The organism is Rodentibacter myodis, assembly GCF_001999305.1.
Lineage (GTDB): Bacteria > Pseudomonadota > Gammaproteobacteria > Enterobacterales > Pasteurellaceae > Rodentibacter > Rodentibacter myodis.
On sequence record NZ_MLHQ01000014.1, the window covers coordinates 48,901 to 66,534 of the forward strand.

Annotated in this window: 20 protein-coding genes; 8 read left to right on the top strand and 12 right to left on the bottom strand. The window is 39.7% G+C overall.

The genetic code is table 11. The annotated features are described in order from the left end of the window. Nucleotides 1-34: 34 nt before the first annotated feature. The 5 genes from htpG to BKL49_RS06390 all read left to right on the top strand — a co-directional run bounded on the left by htpG (nucleotide 35) and on the right by BKL49_RS06390 (nucleotide 5,391). Nucleotides 35-1,915 (top strand): molecular chaperone HtpG, encoded by a 1,881-nt coding sequence (gene htpG, locus BKL49_RS06370; protein ID WP_077423778.1) that lies wholly within the window; start codon nucleotides 35-37, stop codon nucleotides 1,913-1,915. A 66-nt stretch (nucleotides 1,916-1,981) separates the two neighbouring features. Continuing rightward, nucleotides 1,982-2,326, top strand: a complete 345-nt coding sequence (locus BKL49_RS06375; protein WP_077423779.1) for an ArsC family reductase — start codon at nucleotides 1,982-1,984, stop codon at nucleotides 2,324-2,326. A 27-nt stretch (nucleotides 2,327-2,353) separates the two neighbouring features. Further along, nucleotides 2,354-3,487 carry a succinyl-diaminopimelate desuccinylase gene (gene dapE / locus BKL49_RS06380; RefSeq protein ID WP_077423780.1) on the top strand — a complete coding sequence of 378 codons (1,134 nt, stop codon included), beginning with the start codon at nucleotides 2,354-2,356 and terminating at the stop codon, nucleotides 3,485-3,487. A gap of 1 nt (nucleotide 3,488) precedes the next feature. Further along, the gene (locus BKL49_RS06385) at nucleotides 3,489-4,169 is read left to right on the top strand and encodes a M15 family metallopeptidase (protein WP_077423781.1); all 681 of its coding nucleotides are present in this window, start codon (nucleotides 3,489-3,491) and stop codon (nucleotides 4,167-4,169) included. 61 nt (nucleotides 4,170-4,230) lie between these two features. Continuing rightward, a complete protein-coding gene (locus BKL49_RS06390) occupies nucleotides 4,231-5,391 on the top strand; it encodes a hypothetical protein (protein WP_077423782.1) in 1,161 nt (386 codons plus the stop codon). A 60-nt stretch (nucleotides 5,392-5,451) separates the two neighbouring features. On the opposite strand, the gene rapZ is transcribed toward BKL49_RS06390, so the two are convergent. From rapZ to yjgA, 6 genes are all read right to left on the bottom strand, one after another. After that, on the bottom strand, nucleotides 5,452-6,309 hold the full coding sequence (rapZ, locus tag BKL49_RS06395) for an RNase adapter RapZ (RefSeq protein ID WP_077423783.1): 858 nt from the start codon (nucleotides 6,307-6,309) through the stop codon (nucleotides 5,452-5,454). Nucleotides 6,310-6,323: 14 nt separating this feature from the next. After that, on the bottom strand, nucleotides 6,324-6,824 hold the full coding sequence (gene ptsN, locus BKL49_RS06400; protein ID WP_077423784.1) for a PTS IIA-like nitrogen regulatory protein PtsN: 501 nt from the start codon (nucleotides 6,822-6,824) through the stop codon (nucleotides 6,324-6,326). Nucleotides 6,825-6,826: 2 nt separating this feature from the next. Beyond that, nucleotides 6,827-7,552, bottom strand: coding sequence for an LPS export ABC transporter ATP-binding protein (lptB, locus tag BKL49_RS06405; protein ID WP_077423785.1), 726 nt, complete (start codon nucleotides 7,550-7,552; stop codon nucleotides 6,827-6,829). Between the two features lie 3 nt (nucleotides 7,553-7,555). Further along, complete coding sequence (gene lptA / locus BKL49_RS06410; protein WP_077423786.1) at nucleotides 7,556-8,071, bottom strand: lipopolysaccharide transport periplasmic protein LptA; 516 nt, start codon at nucleotides 8,069-8,071, stop codon at nucleotides 7,556-7,558. Continuing rightward, a complete protein-coding gene (lptC, locus tag BKL49_RS06415; protein WP_077423787.1) occupies nucleotides 8,052-8,660 on the bottom strand; it encodes an LPS export ABC transporter periplasmic protein LptC in 609 nt (202 codons plus the stop codon). Before lptC ends, lptA begins: the two co-directional genes overlap by 20 nt. A gap of 68 nt (nucleotides 8,661-8,728) precedes the next feature. Then, nucleotides 8,729-9,268 carry a ribosome biogenesis factor YjgA gene (gene yjgA / locus BKL49_RS06420; RefSeq protein WP_077423788.1) on the bottom strand — a complete coding sequence of 180 codons (540 nt, stop codon included), beginning with the start codon at nucleotides 9,266-9,268 and terminating at the stop codon, nucleotides 8,729-8,731. 151 nt (nucleotides 9,269-9,419) lie between these two features. Between yjgA and pmbA the strand changes: the two genes are divergently transcribed. From pmbA to BKL49_RS06435, 3 genes are all read left to right on the top strand, one after another. Further along, nucleotides 9,420-10,775, top strand: coding sequence for a metalloprotease PmbA (gene pmbA, locus BKL49_RS06425; protein ID WP_077423789.1), 1,356 nt, complete (start codon nucleotides 9,420-9,422; stop codon nucleotides 10,773-10,775). Nucleotides 10,776-10,977: 202 nt separating this feature from the next. After that, nucleotides 10,978-11,517 (top strand): hypoxanthine phosphoribosyltransferase, encoded by a 540-nt coding sequence (gene hpt / locus BKL49_RS06430; protein ID WP_077423790.1) that lies wholly within the window; start codon nucleotides 10,978-10,980, stop codon nucleotides 11,515-11,517. Nucleotides 11,518-11,683: 166 nt separating this feature from the next. Beyond that, a complete protein-coding gene (locus BKL49_RS06435; RefSeq protein WP_077423791.1) occupies nucleotides 11,684-12,322 on the top strand; it encodes a thiamine diphosphokinase in 639 nt (212 codons plus the stop codon). Nucleotides 12,323-12,488: 166 nt separating this feature from the next. Here the strand turns inward: BKL49_RS06435 and BKL49_RS06440 are convergent, their stop codons facing one another. The 6 genes from BKL49_RS06440 to BKL49_RS12490 form a co-directional block, all read right to left on the bottom strand. Further along, nucleotides 12,489-13,319, bottom strand: coding sequence for a metal ABC transporter permease (locus BKL49_RS06440; protein ID WP_077423792.1), 831 nt, complete (start codon nucleotides 13,317-13,319; stop codon nucleotides 12,489-12,491). Next, nucleotides 13,312-14,169 (bottom strand): metal ABC transporter permease, encoded by an 858-nt coding sequence (locus BKL49_RS06445; RefSeq protein WP_077423793.1) that lies wholly within the window; start codon nucleotides 14,167-14,169, stop codon nucleotides 13,312-13,314. Before BKL49_RS06445 ends, BKL49_RS06440 begins: the two co-directional genes overlap by 8 nt. Next, on the bottom strand, nucleotides 14,166-15,083 hold the full coding sequence (locus BKL49_RS06450) for an ATP-binding cassette domain-containing protein (RefSeq protein WP_077423794.1): 918 nt from the start codon (nucleotides 15,081-15,083) through the stop codon (nucleotides 14,166-14,168). Before BKL49_RS06450 ends, BKL49_RS06445 begins: the two co-directional genes overlap by 4 nt. Continuing rightward, nucleotides 15,083-15,964, bottom strand: a complete 882-nt coding sequence (locus BKL49_RS06455; RefSeq protein ID WP_077423795.1) for a metal ABC transporter substrate-binding protein — start codon at nucleotides 15,962-15,964, stop codon at nucleotides 15,083-15,085. Before BKL49_RS06455 ends, BKL49_RS06450 begins: the two co-directional genes overlap by 1 nt. Before the next feature lie 568 nt (nucleotides 15,965-16,532). Continuing rightward, entirely contained in the window at nucleotides 16,533-17,207 is a 675-nt protein-coding gene (locus BKL49_RS06460; RefSeq protein WP_208607808.1) for a LysR substrate-binding domain-containing protein, read from the bottom strand. Next, entirely contained in the window at nucleotides 17,194-17,433 is a 240-nt protein-coding gene (locus BKL49_RS12490; RefSeq protein WP_208607809.1) for a LysR family transcriptional regulator, read from the bottom strand. Before BKL49_RS12490 ends, BKL49_RS06460 begins: the two co-directional genes overlap by 14 nt. Nucleotides 17,434-17,634: the final 201 nt, after the last annotated feature.

Below are 17,634 nucleotides of genomic sequence, written 5' to 3' on the forward strand. Positions count from 1 at the left end.
ACATCTATCTGTTTTATTTTTAGAAGGAAAAATTATGTCACAAAATCAAGAAACCCGTGGCTTCCAGTCGGAAGTGAAACAACTTCTTCAATTAATGATCCATTCTTTATATTCCAACAAAGAAATTTTCTTACGCGAATTAATTTCCAATGCTTCCGATGCGGCGGACAAACTTCGTTTTAAAGCACTTTCTAATCCTACACTTTATGAAAATGATGGTGAATTACGTGTGCGTATTAGCTTTGATAGTGAAAAAGGCACGCTAACCATCAGTGATAACGGTATTGGTATGACCCGTGAGCAGGTTATCGATCATTTAGGGACGATTGCAAAATCAGGAACAAAAGAATTTTTGACCGCACTTGGGCAAGATCAAGCTAAAGATAGCCAACTTATCGGGCAATTTGGGGTTGGTTTTTATTCTGCCTTTATTGTGGCGGATAAAGTAACCGTAAAAACCCGTGCTGCCGGTGAAGCGGCGGATAAAGCAGTGGTTTGGGAATCCGCCGGTGAGGGGGAATATTCGGTAGCGGATATTGAGAAAAAATCCCGTGGTACGGACGTGATTTTGCATTTGCGTGAAGATGAGAAAGAATTTTTAAACGAATGGCGTTTGCGTGACATTATCGGCAAATATTCCGATCATATCGGGCTTCCGGTGGAAATGTTGACTAAAGAATATGATGACGAAGGCAAAGAAATCGGCGAAAAATGGGAAAAAATTAATAAATCCGAAGCCCTTTGGACACGCAGTAAAAACGATATTTCCGATGAAGAATACAAAGAATTTTACAAACATTTGAGCCACGATTTTGCGGATCCATTGTTATGGACGCACAACAAAGTGGAAGGTAACCAAGAATATACCAGCTTGCTTTATGTGCCGAGTAAAGCCCCTTGGGATTTATTCAACCGCGATCATAAACACGGCTTAAAACTTTATGTTCAACGCGTATTCATTATGGATGATGCGGAACAATTTATGCCGAATTATTTGCGTTTTATGCGCGGATTGATTGATAGCAACGATTTGCCGTTAAACGTATCCCGTGAAATTTTGCAGGATAATAAAGTCACGGCGGCATTACGCAAAGCCTTAACCAAACGTTCATTACAAATGCTGGAAAAATTGGCAAAAGACGATGCGGAAAAATACCAACAATTCTGGAAAGAATTCGGCTTAGTATTAAAAGAAGGCACGGCGGAAGATTTTGCCAACAAAGAAACGATTGCGAAATTATTGCGTTTTGCTTCCACACATAATGGCAGCAGTGAACAAACCGTTTCTTTGGAAGATTATGTTTCCCGTATGAAAGAAGGGCAAAAAGCCATTTATTACATCACGGCGGATAGTTATGTGGCGGCAAAAAACAGCCCGCACTTAGAGCTTTTCAATAAGAAAGATATTGAAGTATTGCTGTTATCCGACCGCATTGATGAATGGATGTTGAGCTATTTAACGGAATTTGGCGGTAAGCCGTTGCAAAGTATTACCAAAGCGAACTTGGATTTGGGCGATTTGGCGGATAAAGAATCCGAAGCGCAAAAAGAACAAGATGAAGCCTTTGGTAGCTTTATTGAACGGGTGAAAACCTTGTTAGGCGATCGGGTAAAAGAAGTGCGTTTAACCCATAACTTGACGGACACGCCGGCAGTGGTTTCCACCGATAATGATCAAATGACCACACAAATGGCAAAACTTTTCGCCGCCGCCGGTCAGCTGGTGCCGGAAGTGAAATATACTTTTGAACTCAATCCGGAACATCATTTGGTGAAAAAAGCAGCGGATATTGCCGATGAAACGGAATTTGCCGATTGGGTAGAATTATTGCTTGAGCAGGCAATGCTGGCGGAGCGTGGTGCTTTAGAAAATCCTGTGGCGTTTATTAAACGTATTAATAAGTTGCTAGGTTAATTGCTTTAATTTCGGTTAAAATCCTCAGTCCAGATAGATTGAGGATTTTTTATTTTAGGAGATTTTATGATTATCGTTTACGGCATTAAAAACTGCGACACCGTGAAAAAGGCCTTGAAATGGCTTGCGGATCATCAGATTGAACATAAACTTCACGATTATCGCACAGATGGCTTGGAAGAAACCTTTTTACAACAAGCAGAAGCACAATTTGGTTGGGAAAATTTGGTCAATAAACGTAGCACGACTTGGCGAAATTTAGATGATGAGGTCAAAAAAACATTGTCGAAATCCACCGCACTTTCGGTTTTGTTGAAAAATCCGACTTTAATTAAACGCCCTATTATTTTGCAGGAAGGAAAGGCGTTGATTGGTTTTAATGAGAAGGAATATTCGGCGGCTTTCGCATAAAGTGCGGTTATTTTTTCAGGAGTTTTTATGCAAGAAAATGTGGTTTATTTGGCACAAGATTTAATTCGCCGCCCTTCTATTAGTCCGAATGATGAAGGTTGTCAGCAACTGATTGCCGAACGTTTGCAAAAACTGGGTTTTCAGATTGAATGGATGCCGTTTAACGAAACGTTAAATTTGTGGGCAAAACACGGCAAAGGCGAACCGGTTATTGCCTTTGCAGGGCATACGGATGTCGTGCCGACTGGCGATGAAACCCAGTGGACATCTCCGCCATTTGAAGCGCATATTGCAGATGGAATGCTTTATGGACGTGGCGCGGCAGATATGAAAGGCTCGCTTGCGGCAATGATTGTGGCAGCGGAAGAATATGTGAAAGCCAATCCCGATCATCAGGGGACGATTGCTTTGCTTATCACTTCAGATGAAGAAGCCGCCGCGAAAGACGGCACTGTGCGTGTGGTGGAAACCTTAATGGCACGTGGCGAAAAAATCACCTATTGTATGGTGGGTGAACCCTCAAGTTCAAAAACCTTGGGGGACGTGGTGAAGAACGGTCGCCGTGGATCGATTACCGGCAACCTTTATATTGAAGGGATTCAGGGACACGTGGCTTATCCGCATTTGGCTGAAAATCCGATTCACAAAGCTGCACCATTTTTGCTAGCACTCACGACTTATCAATGGGACAAGGGGAACGAATTTTTCCCGCCTACCAGCTTACAAATTGCCAATATTCACGCCGGCACGGGCAGTAATAATGTGATTCCGGGGGAACTGTATGTGCAATTTAATTTGCGTTATTGCACGGAAGTAACGGACGACATTATTAAACAAACCGTGGCGGAAATGTTGGAAAAGCACAGTTTGAAATATCGTATTGAGTGGCAGCTTTCCGGCAAACCGTTTTTAACCAAACCGGGTAAATTATTAGATGCCCTAACCCTTGCGATTGAACAAACCACCGGTATAACGCCAAAGCCGGAAACAGGCGGGGGAACGTCCGATGGGCGATTTATCGCACTTATGGGGGCTGAAGTGGTGGAATTTGGCCCGCTTAATGCCACCATTCACAAAGTGAATGAGTGCGTGAACGTGGCAGACCTCGCCAAGTGCGGTCAGATTTATCACCAAATGTTAGTGAATTTATTGGATAAATAAAATGAAATTAACCGTTGAAATGCTTTGCGGAAAATCCCGTGAACACCTTGTCAATTTACCCACGCCTCATTCTTCGAACCATTTTTTACAAGAGCAGGCAATGAAAGCCTTTCAAGGCTTGCAACAAAGTGCGGTCAAAAATGGCTTTAATTTACAACCGGCAAGCAGTTTTCGTGATTTTCAACGCCAACAAATGATTTGGAACGGAAAATTTAACGGTGAACGTAAAGTACACGATGATGATGGACAGCCGTTAGATTTGAGTCAACTGGACGATTGGCAAAAATGTCAGGCGATTTTACGTTGGTCGGCACTGCCGGGGGCAAGCCGCCACCATTGGGGAACGGAAATTGATATTTTCGATCCCGATCGCCTGCCACAAAACCAATCTTTACAACTTGAACCTTGGGAATATGAAAAAGGCGGTTATTTTTTCGAGTTAAGCGAATTTCTTACGGAAAATCTACCGCACTTTGATTTTGCCCTGCCCTTTATGCAAATGGCGAAAAATAAAAAAATAGGGCGAGAGCCTTGGCATATCAGTTATTTGCCTTTAGCCGTTCAGGCGGGCGAGCAATTTTCGGCAGAGATTTTGTTGCAGGCTTGGCAAAATGAGGAGATTGGGGGAAAAGTTGTTCTGAACGATCATCTTGAGCAAATTTTCGAGCAATTTATGGTGTGAGCCGTCTTCGAGATAATGAATAGCGTTTAGTTAACGGTTTAATTAAATGAGGAAAAATAAAATGAAGAAAAGTCTTATTCTGACTTTCGCACTGATTTCAAATATGGCGCTTGCGGAAATTCAACTCAGTCCTTATCCACTCAATGTCGGTGAAGCCCGACAAGTGGAGGCTGGCGATAATGAAGGGTTAATCGTGATCAATCAAAAAGGCGAGCTTTGGCAGGTTCAAGGAGAAAAAACACAATTATTAATGGAGAATGTTTCGCCGAAGATCGCCCCGAAAGCAGGCTATGAACGGATTGCTCTTGCGGATAATCAGGGCAATTTTACGTTATGGACAACGGGTAAAATCTATCGTTCCACTATTCCTATGGCGGAAAATGCGACAATGCAACCGCTCGCTTTTGCGACAATCGGTGTGGTAAAACAGGAAAACGGCTACAAGTTAGCCCGTATTGAAACGGAAGGGGAAAATGCAAAAATTACTGCCTTAACGGCTCAAAATGTGTTGCCTGATGCAAGACCATTACAGGTTAATTTTAATGGTGATGATCACAAACAAGGGCATATTGCCATATTTGCCGAGCCGGATAGTGAAACTTATCAGCACGGTGTGCTTGGCGATAATATGGAGGCGAAAACGCTACTTTATGTTGAACGTCATACCCTTGAACCCTTGGCGGAAAGCCTTTCTCAAAAAGGGCTGGTTTTTGAAGCCAATCAATTAAGTGTTTTAACGAAAAATAATCAAAGTCGATTAGTGGGTGTAATGTCCGGCAATGGTGAAGGCGGAAGAACTGTATTAGTTGGATTAACCAACGGAAAATTAACCATTGAAGCCGAAAGTCAGCCATTGCCTTCCAATCGTTGGCAGTCCCCTTTTGTGTTTAATCAACACCTCTATGCGGTACAAATGCCCCATTTATTGGGGAGGTTGGTTGAGTATCGTCAAAACGGCAAATGGCTCAATGAGTCTGAAATAGAAAAAGGATTAAGTAACCATCGTTACGGTACTTATGAAACCAATTTGGCTGCCACCACATCAAATTTTGCGGTTATTCCGCAGTATGGCTATACACAAGTGAGTATAATGGATAAACAAGGTATATTAACGAAATTACCGAAAAAATTACCTGCTGAAATCATTAAATCCGTTGCCGACAAAAATCAAGTTTATTTACTATTGAATAATGGTCAGATTTGGACTGTGGAAGATAAGTGAGTATTGAGTAGATATATTATTGATCATAGGGAAAAGTGCGGTTAAATATGACCGCACTTTTTACTTGTTTTTGCTTCTCTCAAGGGATTTGTGTTGAATTTTCACATTTTTCCCTTTGGCTTGGAGATATTCACCGAGCTGCTGGGCAATATAAACAGAGCGGTGTTTTCCGCCGGTGCAGCCAATGGCAATGGTTAAATAGCTACGGTTATTTTGTTCCAACATTGGTAACCAAGTTTCGATATAGTTACGTGTGAGGTAAATAAAATTATTCACTTCATTGTGGCTATTTAAAAAGTGTGCAACCGGTTCATCTAAACCTGTCATTGGGCGAAGTTCCGGATTCCAATGGGGATTGGGCAGAAAACGCACATCAAAAACATAATCCGCATCAAGGGGAATGCCGTATTTAAAGCCAAAAGATTCTACGATAATTTTTAACGCTTTATCCGCATTACCGTGTAAGAACTCACGCAAACGTTCCGCAAGGGCGTGGGTAGAAAGTGTGGTGGTATCAATAATGAAATTGGCATATTGAATCAGTGGCTCAAGTTGTTGATATTCTGCATCAATGGCGGTTTCAAGGGACAAATCTTTCGCCGAAAGCGGATGTAGGCGGCGTGAATCGCTATAACGGCGAATAAGCGTGCTACGATCCGCTTCCAAGAAAATAATTTTAGTGGAATAGTGTTGTTGGATATTGGTGAGAATGCGTTCAAGCTCACTTGTTGATTCCGGCAAATTACGGATATCAAGACTAATTGCCACGGTGGTTTGGGTTTTGGCTAAGATTTCCGCTAATTGAGGTAATAAATCGAGCGGAAGATTATCAACGCAATAGTACCCCATATCTTCCAATGCACTCAAGGCAACAGATTTTCCGGCGCCGGAGCGACCGCTGATAATGATGATTTCCATAAAACCTCATAATATTATGCGTTGTCTTTGGTTGAAGGCATTGCGTCTTCCACTTGATCGGCAATTTCAAAAACTTGCCAAATTTCATCCGCACTTTTTGCCGAACGAAGTTGTTTGATAAAGTTTTTATCCGTTAATTTTTCAGTGAGTTCGGAAAGAACGGGAATATAGACAGAGCATTGGTTATCCGGTATAAGCACGGCAAAAACCAAATCCACCGGTTTGCCGTCTTGAGCATCATAATCAATGGGCGTATCCAGTTGCATAAATACCCCCAAGGCTTTCGTGATTGCGCCGGGGGGGAGTTTTGCTTTTGGCATTGCCACGCCGTTGCCTAAGCCTGAATTGCCTAGTTTTTCCCGATTAAATAAACATTCAAAACAGGCTTGCTCCGCTTTATCACAGTGTAATTGCTCCATAATAAAGCTGGAAATGGATTCAAATAACCGTTTTTTACTGGAAAAGGTTACGCCCTGACGAATATCTTCAGGGCGTAGTAGTTCTGCAAATTTCATCTCTATAACTTAAATTGTTCACCAAGATACACACGTTTTACGTGTTCATCATTCATTACTTGTTCCGGTGTGCCGGTGGCAATGATTTTGCCTTCGCCCACAATATAGGCACGTTCGCACACATCCAAGGTTTCGCGCACATTATGGTCGGTAATAAGTACACCCAAACCACGGTTGCGCAAATCGGTAATGATCTTTTTAATATCCGTTACCGAAATAGGGTCAACGCCGGCGAAAGGTTCATCCAATAAAATAAATTTTGGATTAGCGGCAAGAGCGCGGGCAATTTCCACACGGCGGCGTTCTCCCCCGGAAAGGGATTGCCCCAGACTGTCACGAATATGTTCAATATTAAATTCTTCGATAAGTTCGTCCGCTCTTTCCCGGCGTTGTTCGGGGGTTAAATCTTTGCGGATTTCTAACACCGCCATTAAATTTTCGTACACGGTTAAACGGCGGAAGATGGAGGCTTCTTGAGGAAGATAACCGATTCCCCGTTGCGCACGGCTGTGCATTGGTAACAGGCTGATGTCTTCACCGTCAATAATGATCTTACCTTGATCTTGACGAACCAAGCCCACGACCATATAGAAAGTCGTGGTTTTACCTGCGCCATTGGGGCCTAATAAGCCGACAATTTCGTTAGAATTAACCGTAAGACTCACATCGGAAACCACTTTGCGGCTTTTGTAGCTTTTTGCCAGAAATTCAGCGTGTAATATGGACATCGGTTATTTTTTACCTTTTTGTTGTAATTGGGTTGGAATCAACACGGTTTGCACGCGTGATTTGCCGCCATTGGCTTTTAATTGTTGTTTTTTCACATCGTAAGTAATGCGTTCGCCATTGATTTTGCTATCAAGCTGTTTTAACTCCGCATTGCCGGTAAGGGTTAAAAATTCCGCCCCTAAATCATAATGGACTTTATTGGCTTTGCCATCTACCGGTTTTCCGTCATCTAATAATTGATGAAAGGTGACCGGAGAACCAAAGGCTTCTACCGTTTCTTTTTTACCGGAATTTTCCGGTGGGCGGGTGATCACCACTTTGTTCGCTTTAATTAAAATGGAACCCTGTGTAATCACCACATTATCGGTGAACGTGACCACACTGTTTTCCATATCCAAAGATTGATTATCGGAAACAATGTTAATGGGTTGGTTGGTATCGTCTTTCAACGCCAAGGCGGAAAGAGACGTCATCGCCAAGGTGGTGATGAGTAGAATTTTACGGTTTACTGATTTCATAATATGTTTTTACCTGTTCTTTTAAGGTTGCCGCTTGTTGGCGTAAATTGCCGACTAATTTTAACCCTGTTGAATTAAAATTAAGTCCATTAATTTTTACTTGTGTATCGGAGGCGATATCCTGCGTTTTTAAGTTGATGTTTGCCGATTCGGTTTCAACACGTTGTAATTTTGAAAGCGGATCTAAACTTTCTGCCACCACGTTGCCTTCCAAATAAAGCATTTCATTTTTCATTAATTTGGCTTTCTGCGCACTTAATTTCCAATTTTGTTTATCCAGTTGAATTTTATCCGAATTGGTTTTTTCTTTATCCGAATCGAGCGGTGTATCAAAAAGATAGACCAACGGCGAGATAAAATCCGTATGTCCGTCTTGTGTGTAATATTCCACTTTTTCGGCGGTGGCAAGATATTGTTTTTTTCCTTCCGGTGAAAAAATGGTGGTGGCCATTTTGTTGCCGACATATTCCGGTGAATCCGGTTTTTTAACCAGATTTTCCAAATCGGCGTTATCTTGATTTAAGGTGTAAAACCAACCCAATAAAGCAAGGGCAATCACACCTAAAACAATATTCCAACGAAGGTTCATAAATAAGTTTTCCTATTGATTTATATCAGAAATGTGCAAGGCAAAGTGCGGTCAAAAATCGTGGTATTTTATTCTTCCAACAACATTAACGCTTTCAACATTTGATAAATTTCACGATAAGCCTTTGAAGGTTTATTTTGGGCTTTTTCCTTTTGAGCCGCACGAATTAAATGACGTAATTGTTGGCGGTCGGCATTGGGATATTCATCTAATAATGAAGTCAGTGCCACATCGCCTTTTTCAACAAGCTCATCCCGTTTATATTCAATTTTATGCAACATTGCCTGTTGTTGATTGTGTTTATTTTCGATTTTAGCCAAGGCTTCACGAATTGGCTCAACATCAATGCCCCGTAAAAGTTTACCGATATATTGTAATTGTCGGCGGCGTGCTTCTTTTTGCAAACGTTGCGCCAGTTCAATGGCATCAAGAAAGGCTTCATCAAGCGGGATTTTAGTCAGATTGATTTTGGTTAAGTTCACGAGTTTTTCGCCAAGCTGTTTTAGTTCTTCCGCATCCCGTTTGATTTCGCTTTTACTTACCCAAATAATTTCTTCCTGATCTTCATCTTCCCAATCGAAGGCTTCTTTTTTCTTGCGTTTTGCCATTTTGTACCCTTTATGAAAATTTGGCGCGCATTCTAGCATAAAGTTTAGGATCTGTTGATATTCATTTTTGCCCTTTTGTGGGAATAAAATGCCTTATCAATAACCGACAAAATAAGATAAAATGCGGCAAATTTTGAGATGAGGAAAAGAAATGAAAACAGCCGAAAATCAGACCGCACTTTTGAAAGCCCAAGAACAGGAATTACGCCAAGCGGTCAGTTTTGCCATTGATACGGCGAAAAAAGCAGGTGCAATGGCAGAAGTGGGCGTGACGAAAGTGAGTGGATTATCTGTTTCAACACGTTTGCAGGAAATTGAAAATGTCGAATTTACCAATGATGGGGCATTAGGGATTTCTGTTTATTTAGGTCAGCAAAAGGGCAATGCGTCCACTTCGGATTTAAGTGAAGAGGCAATTAAAAATGCGGTGGAGGCAGCGTTGGCGATTGCTAAATATACCTCACCGGATGATTGCGCAGGCTTAGCTGAAAAAGAATTGATGGCATTTGATGCGCCGGATCTTGAGCTTTATCACGAGGCAGAAATTGATGTTGAAAAGGCGACCGAGTTTGCCTTAGAAGCAGAAAAAGCGGCGTTAGATTTTGATCATCGGATTGTGAACAGCAATGGTGCAGGTTTTAATTCTCATACCGGTGTGCGGGTATATGGCAATAGCCACGGAATGTTACAAAGCTATTTATCAAGCCGTTATTCCTTGTCTTGTTCCGTCATTGGCGGGGTAGAGAATGCTTTGGAAAATGACTATGAATACACGGTTTCACGTGAGTTTGATAAATTATCATCGGCAAAATGGGTGGGAGAGCATTGCGCAGAGAAAGTGGTCGCACGATTGAATCCCCAAAAATTGACAACCCGAGAAGTGCCGGTGATTTTCTTAAACGATGTGGCAACGGGCATTATTTCCCATTTTGCGGCGGCAATTAGCGGGGGGAGTTTATACCGTAAATCAAGTTTCTTGCTCGATCATTTAGGCAAACAGGTTTTACCGGAATGGTTCAATATTAGCGAACGTCCCCATTTATTACGCCGTTTGGCTTCAACCCCTTTCGATAGCGAAGGCGTGCGTACAAAAAATTTAGAAATTGTACAAAATGGTGTATTGCAAACTTATTTATTCACCCATTACAGCGGCAAAAAAATGGGAATGCAAAGTACCGGTCACGCCGGCGGAATTCATAACTGGTTGGTGCAGCCAAATTTAAGCGGCGGATTGACCGCACTTTTGCGTGAAATGGGAACCGGATTGTTGGTTACCGAGGTGATGGGGCAAGGTGTGAATATTGTGACCGGTGATTATTCACGTGGCGCATCGGGATTTTGGGTTGAAAATGGTGAAATTCAGTATCCGGTGGCGGAAATTACCATTGCAGGACAACTTCCAACGATGTTGAAAAATATGGTTGCGGTTGCCGATGATGTGGAACATCGTTCCAACATTCAAACCGGCTCGATTTTGTTGGATAAAATGAAAATTTCAGGGAATTAGTCTAATTGAGAATAATTCTTATTGACAAGGCGTTGGATTCTGCTACTATAGCCACATCTGTTCAGTAGCGATTGCAGGTTGCTCCAAACAGGTAGAGTAGAAAGTAAATTCGTTAGGGTTAAAAAGGCTGAAGGTTTAAACTTCAGCCTTTTTTTTGTAGAATGGCGCGGATGATTGTTCTCATAACCTAAAAGGAAACCAAATGAAAAAACATCACGTTGATGTACTTATTTCTGAAACAGAAGTGAAATCCCGCATTGTTGCATTAGGGAAGGAAATTACGGAATTTTACCAAACAAAACAAGTGGATAAACTCATCGTAGTAGGTTTATTGCGTGGATCGTTTATGTTTATGGCGGATTTAGTGCGTGAATTAAAACTTCCTGTAGAAATTGAATTTATGACAACCACCAGCTATGGCACGGGGATGACGACCAATCACGATGTGAAAATTACAAAAGATTTAGACGGTGATATTCGAGGCGAACACGTTCTTATCGTGGAAGATATTATTGATACCGGATATACCTTAGAAAAAGTACGAGAAATTTTAAAATTGCGTGAGCCGGCAAGTTTGGCTATTTGTACCTTGCTTGATAAACCTTCCCGCCGCGAGGTAAGTGTACCAGTGGAATGGGTTGGCTTTGAAATTCCGGATGAATTTGTAGTGGGCTATGGCATTGATTACGCCCAACGCCATCGTAACTTAGGCTATATCGGAAAAGTTGTTTTAGAAAAGTAAGTTTTAAACTGAAATAATGTGCACATAAGTGCCCTTTTTTTCTTTTCTATGTATTAAGAGACGATTAGCTTATGTGCTTAATCAGAAGATATATGTGAAAAGTCGACAGCTGCACAGTTATCTTACTGTTTAACAACAAGGAATGTATTGAGGGTAAAAGAATAAAATGAATGTTGTTGTTATCGCAGGAGGAAATCCTTCTCCATTTTGTACCGCACTTTCTGCTCAATTTGATTATTTTGTTGGGGTAGATAGGGGGGCGATGTTTTTATTACAACAGGATTTACCACTCAATTTAGCTGTGGGGGATTTTGATTCTGTAAGTATGGTGGAATTTCAACAGGTTTTGCAACAAGCCGAAAAACTGATTCAAGCCCCTGCGGAAAAAAATGACACTGATTTAGAACTAGCAATCAAAGCGATTTTCCAACGTTTTCCCCAAGCTAAAGTACAAATTTTTGGCGCTTTAGGCGGGCGATTAGATCATCAAATAAGTAATCTGTTTTTAGTTACCGATCCTGAAATTGCCCCTTTTATGTCGCAGATTGAACTCATTGATCCACAAAATCGCCTCTTTGTCCGTCCGCAAGGAAAGCATCTTCTTTCCCCTATTTCTACAATGAAATATATTGGTTTTGTTCCTATGCAAGGGGGAAATTTAACTATTCGCAATGCGAAATATCCGCTTAATTCCAGCAATTATTTCGTTAAATCTTGTTACGGCAGTAATGAATTTGTTAATGGAGAAATAGAGGTTGAACTAGATCTTGGTTATGTCTTAGTGATTTATAGTAAAGATCGTTAAAAGTGCAGTTATTTTTCACGGCATTCTATATACCGTGATATTTTATATAAGAGGAAAATGAGCAAGAGACTCTCTGGCATCTGAGATCCTTACATTAATATTATTGGAATTTCATATAGGACGCCCTTGTGGCGTCCTTACATTTGTCTTATACAATAACTTTATATTATTTAGCTGTTTGTCTAAATTGTGTGTATATCAAGGCTAACATAAAAATACCTGCTTGTAATAAAATTATACAAGGACCCGTTGAGGCATCAATATGATAGCTAATAATTGTTCCTAGAATACTGGTAGTAACGGATACTGCTATTGCAATGAGTAGCATTTTATCAAAACGTTTACTTAGAATATAAGCTGTTATGCCTGGAGAGATCAACATAGCAACAACCAAAATAACCCCAACAACCTGCATTGCACTAATGATCGTCATCGCTAGCAAAATCAATAATCCGTAATGTAGAATTTTTGGGGAAAGTCCGACAACACGGGTATGGCTTGGATCAAAGCAATAGAGTAAGAAGTCCCGTCTTTTTAATATCACAATCGCAAAGACAATCGTAGAAATGAATAAGGTTTGCATAACTTCGGCTAGGCTGACGCCAAGTAAATTACCAAATAGAATATGAGAAAGATGCTGATCAGTTTCAATCTTGGTAAACATTACAATACCCAGCGCAAACATTCCAGAGAAAACAATCCCCATCGCCGTATCTTCTTTGATTCGACTGTTTTCTTTTAAATAACCAACACTTAGCGAACAAATTAATCCTGCACCAAATGCGCCAATGGTTAAAGGAAGACCTAATAGGAAAGCAACAACGATACCAGGAAGAACAGCATGAGAAATCGCATCACCCATTAACGCCCAGCCTTTTAGCACGAGATAGCAAGATAAAATGGCACAGATAACTGCGACGATCAGTGCGGTGGCGAGTGCATTTTGCATAAATGGATATTGCAAAGGCTCAGCAAACCAATTCAGTAAATTATTCATTCGTTTGCTCCTTTTTTCTGGATAATTTTTGCGTAATAACCCCGTATTTAGGTGAAAAGAAGAAAGCCATTAAGAAAAGTGTGGTCTGAAAACAGACGATTATTCCACCTGTTGCACCGTCTAGATAATAACTAAGATAAACACCTAATACACTGGTTGTGATGCCGAGCGAAACGGCAATCAATGCTAAGATTTTAAAACGATCCGTTAATAAATAGGCGGTTGCTCCTGGCGTGATGACCATAGCAATAACCAAAATCGCACCAACGGTTTGTAATGCCGCAACCACGCAAGCACTCAATAATGTGAAAAATAGCACTTTATAGTAAACAGGTTGTAATCCTACAGAAACGGCGTGGGTTTCATCAAAAAAAACTAATAATAGATCTTTCCAAAAAATCAGCATAAATAACAAACAAACGGTAATCACGATGCCCATTTGAATAATGTCTTCATCGGCGATACCCAAAATGTTACCTAAGATTATTTCTTGTACATTAATTGCTGTTGGATTTAGGGAAATAATCAGCAATCCGAGAGCAAAAAAAGTAGTAAAAATAAAGCCAATGATTGCATCTTCGCGTAATTTAGAAATGGATTTTATCCACAGTATAGAAAGTGCGGCTAAAATTCCAGAGAAAAATGCACCTAGCGCATAAGGCAAGGAAAACGAGTAAGCGATAGCCACCCCAGGGACAACGGAATGCGACAGTGCATCGCCAATTAACGACCAGCCTTTTAGCATAAGGTAAGAAGATAGAAACGCACAAATTCCGCCGACAGCAGCACTAAGTAATAATGCCTTCAGCATATAATCATAACTGAACGGTTCAAGTAATAATTCCATCATAAACTTTTATCCTGTTGTTCAGTATTTTCACTTTCATGACTACAAGGTTTAATCGTTGGCGCAGGCGGATCATTTTTAGTTTGGCCGTAGAATACCGCAGGTAATTCATCATCAGTGATAACAGTAACCGCACGGGTATCTTCATCATTATGTAAATCACTACCTTGCAATTTGATATGGCGTAATACACCACCAAAAGCTAACTCTAAATTTTGTTGAGTAAAGGTGGTTTTTGTTTCACCTACAGCAAGAACGGTGCGATTAATCATCACAACTTGATCACAATAATCAGGAATAGAACCTAAATTATGGGTTGAAACCAAAATTAAATGTCCTTCACTCCGCAATTCAGAGAGTAAATCCATAATCGCATTTTCAGTTTGAACATCTACGCCTGTAAAAGGCTCATCTAATAAAATGATTTTACTCTGTTGTGCTAATGCGCGTGCCAAAAAAACACGCTTTTTTTGACCACCTGATAGCTCGCCAATTTGTCGTTCAGCAAGATGTTCTATTGAAACTCGATGCATTGCTTGCTGAACTTGCCGTTTATCTTCCTCTTTTGGTCGCCTTAAAAAATTCATATAGCCATAACGCCCCATCATCACAACATCATAAACAGAGACAGGAAATTGCCAATCAACTTCTTCGGTTTGTGGCACATAGGCAATTAAATTCTGCTTAAGTGCATTTTTAATTGGTTGTCCACAAAGTTGAATATGGCCTTGCTGGGGTTTAACTAACCCCATCAAACTTTTAAACAACGTAGATTTTCCACTACCATTTACGCCGACTAAAGCACAAGTCGTGCCGCCTTGTAAATGAAAAGAAACATCATAAATTGCAGTATGTCCGTTGTTATAACGAACACTAATATTTTCAACCTGAATAGAAGTTTGAGGCGTTATGTTCATTATTTTTCAAATCCTTTTGCAATAGTTGAAACAGTTGTATTTAATAAATCAATATAGGTTGGAACAGGGCCTTTTGCTGTAGAAAGTGAATCTACATAAAGTACGCCACCATATTTTGCACCACTTTCTTTAGCCACTTGTTGCGCAGGTTTCGGCGAAATTGTGCTTTCGCTAAATACCACTGGAATTTGGTGTTCACGCACTAAATTAATCATATTGCGAACTTGCTGTGGTGAACCTTGCTGTTCAGCATTAATTGGCCATAAATACACTTCTTTAAAGCCGTAATCTTTAGCTAAATAACTAAATGCACCTTCACTGGTTGCTAACCAACGTTGATTTTCGGGAATTTGAGATAATTTCGCACGCAAAGGCTGATCTAACGCCTTGATCTTGTTGATATAGGCTTCGGCATTCTGACGATAAATATCGGCATTTTGTGGATCATATTTAATCAATGCTTGTTTGATGTTTTCAACATAGATCAAAGCATTGCTCGGCGACATCCAAGCATGTGGATTAGGCAATCCTTGATAAGGCCCCTCAAAAATAGACATAGGTTGGATACCTTCAGTTACCACAACAGAGGGAGTATCCTTATGTAAATTTTGGAAAAAACGCTCAAACCAACGTTCAAGATTTAGCCCATTCCACAGAATTAAATCTGCTGATTGGGCTTTTACAATATCTTTTGGCGTTGGTTCATAATCGTGAATTTCCGCCCCAGGTTTAGTGATGGATTCTACTACAGCCGTGTCTCCCGCAACATTTTGTGCAATATCTTGAATAACGGTAAAAGTAGTAATAACTTTAAATTTGGCATAGCTTGGTAAGCTAAATACTGAACCTAAAATCAGGCAAATTGAAATAATTAAACGCATCTAATTTTCTCCTTTTTGATAAATGCACAGAAATAATATAACAATATAATACAAATGTAAAAAATAATTATTATCAATTTTATCTATTGCTCTAGTACTGTTAAAGTATGGTTAAAAATATAGGAATCGGGTTGGTAAGGTAAAATATATAAAATTGTAGATTTGAGAGGATGCAATAAGCATCAAAATGAAGATAACCTATTATTAATAAAATGATCTGTACAAAGAAAATTTATTCAGCTTTATAGTTGAAATAATGACTTATTAAGCCGTCGACATTTGGGGATTCAAAATAATTCGGCTCTATTTTTTATTATTTCATTCTGTTAGGTACTATTATTTTATTCCTTAGGTTGACAGTAGTTTCGAAGGTTATACTGGGTAAAAGTAATTTTAGTAACCATTATGAGGAAAGCAGAAGGTTGATTTATATAGAAAGATAAATTGTTAATAAAACAACCACACTTTTTATATTTTGATATTTTTATAAACATAAGGTGAAAAAGATTTAGCGAAGCTGTTTTTTATGTAGTTACTTATAAGATATGCTTAATCTGAGTGATTTATGCTAAAAAAAAGTTTGGATAATACCATCGCGTTTCAGAAAATTACAAAAAGCATCGGCAGCAGGAGATAATGGACGTTTAGCCCGGCGATAAAGATTAAATTGACGCATAACAACTGGCTCTTTAATTGGCTGCATCAACAAATTATTTTGTTTTACCCAACGTCGTACATATGGCATACATAGCGTTATGCCTAATCCACTATTTACCATACTCAATGCAGTGGACATAAAATTAACTTGGTACTGTGCATTTAAGATACGATTAGCAATCTTAGATGGTAATGTTGCTCCTAGTATTACAGAGAATTCTCCGCTTAAGACAATTAATGTTTCTTCTTCTAAATCTTGCCAACAAATATTCGGATACTGTGCAAACCGATGAGAGGGTGGAAAAACGACATGAAAACCTAGTGTAAATAATTCTTCACTTTCTACATCAATAAGCCCACTACGTTCGGGGCCAATACCAAGATCAACATCTAAATTTTGTACATGTTTTAATACTTGCTCGACAGGAGTATCCGTAAGGCTAGTATAAATATAAGGATATTCATGTTGAAACGCTGTCATGAGATAGGGAATGACTGATGCGGCGAGTTGCTGTGAAACAGCTAAACGTACCTTGCCTTGTTGAAAATTCAATAAACTATTTGCCTCTTCCTTAAAAAATTTCATTTAATGTACGTTTGGCTATTGGTAAAAGTTGTTCACCAACTAACGTTAATTGCAACTGTCGGGTTGTTCGGTCAAACAATCGCATAGCTAAAGTAGTTTCCAATTCTTTTATCAATCCACTTACTGCAGATTGCGTTAAAAAAAGGTGAGTAGCTGCTTCTGTAAAACTACCGTGATGTGCTACTGCAATAAAGGCATGTAATTGTTTCAAACTAATATTTATCATCTTTTCTTATGAATCTATTAAAAAAAGCCATTTGTGTTATGAATATGATCATTCTACATTACATAAAAAGTATTTCAACTTTCACAATATAAACAAAGAATACTTAGTCAAAAGTGTAATGTAACATGAGAATAGTCCTCATAGAAAGTCTAGTAAATTAGGTCAATAAATATTAAGGAGATTGTAATGAAGCACTTAAAA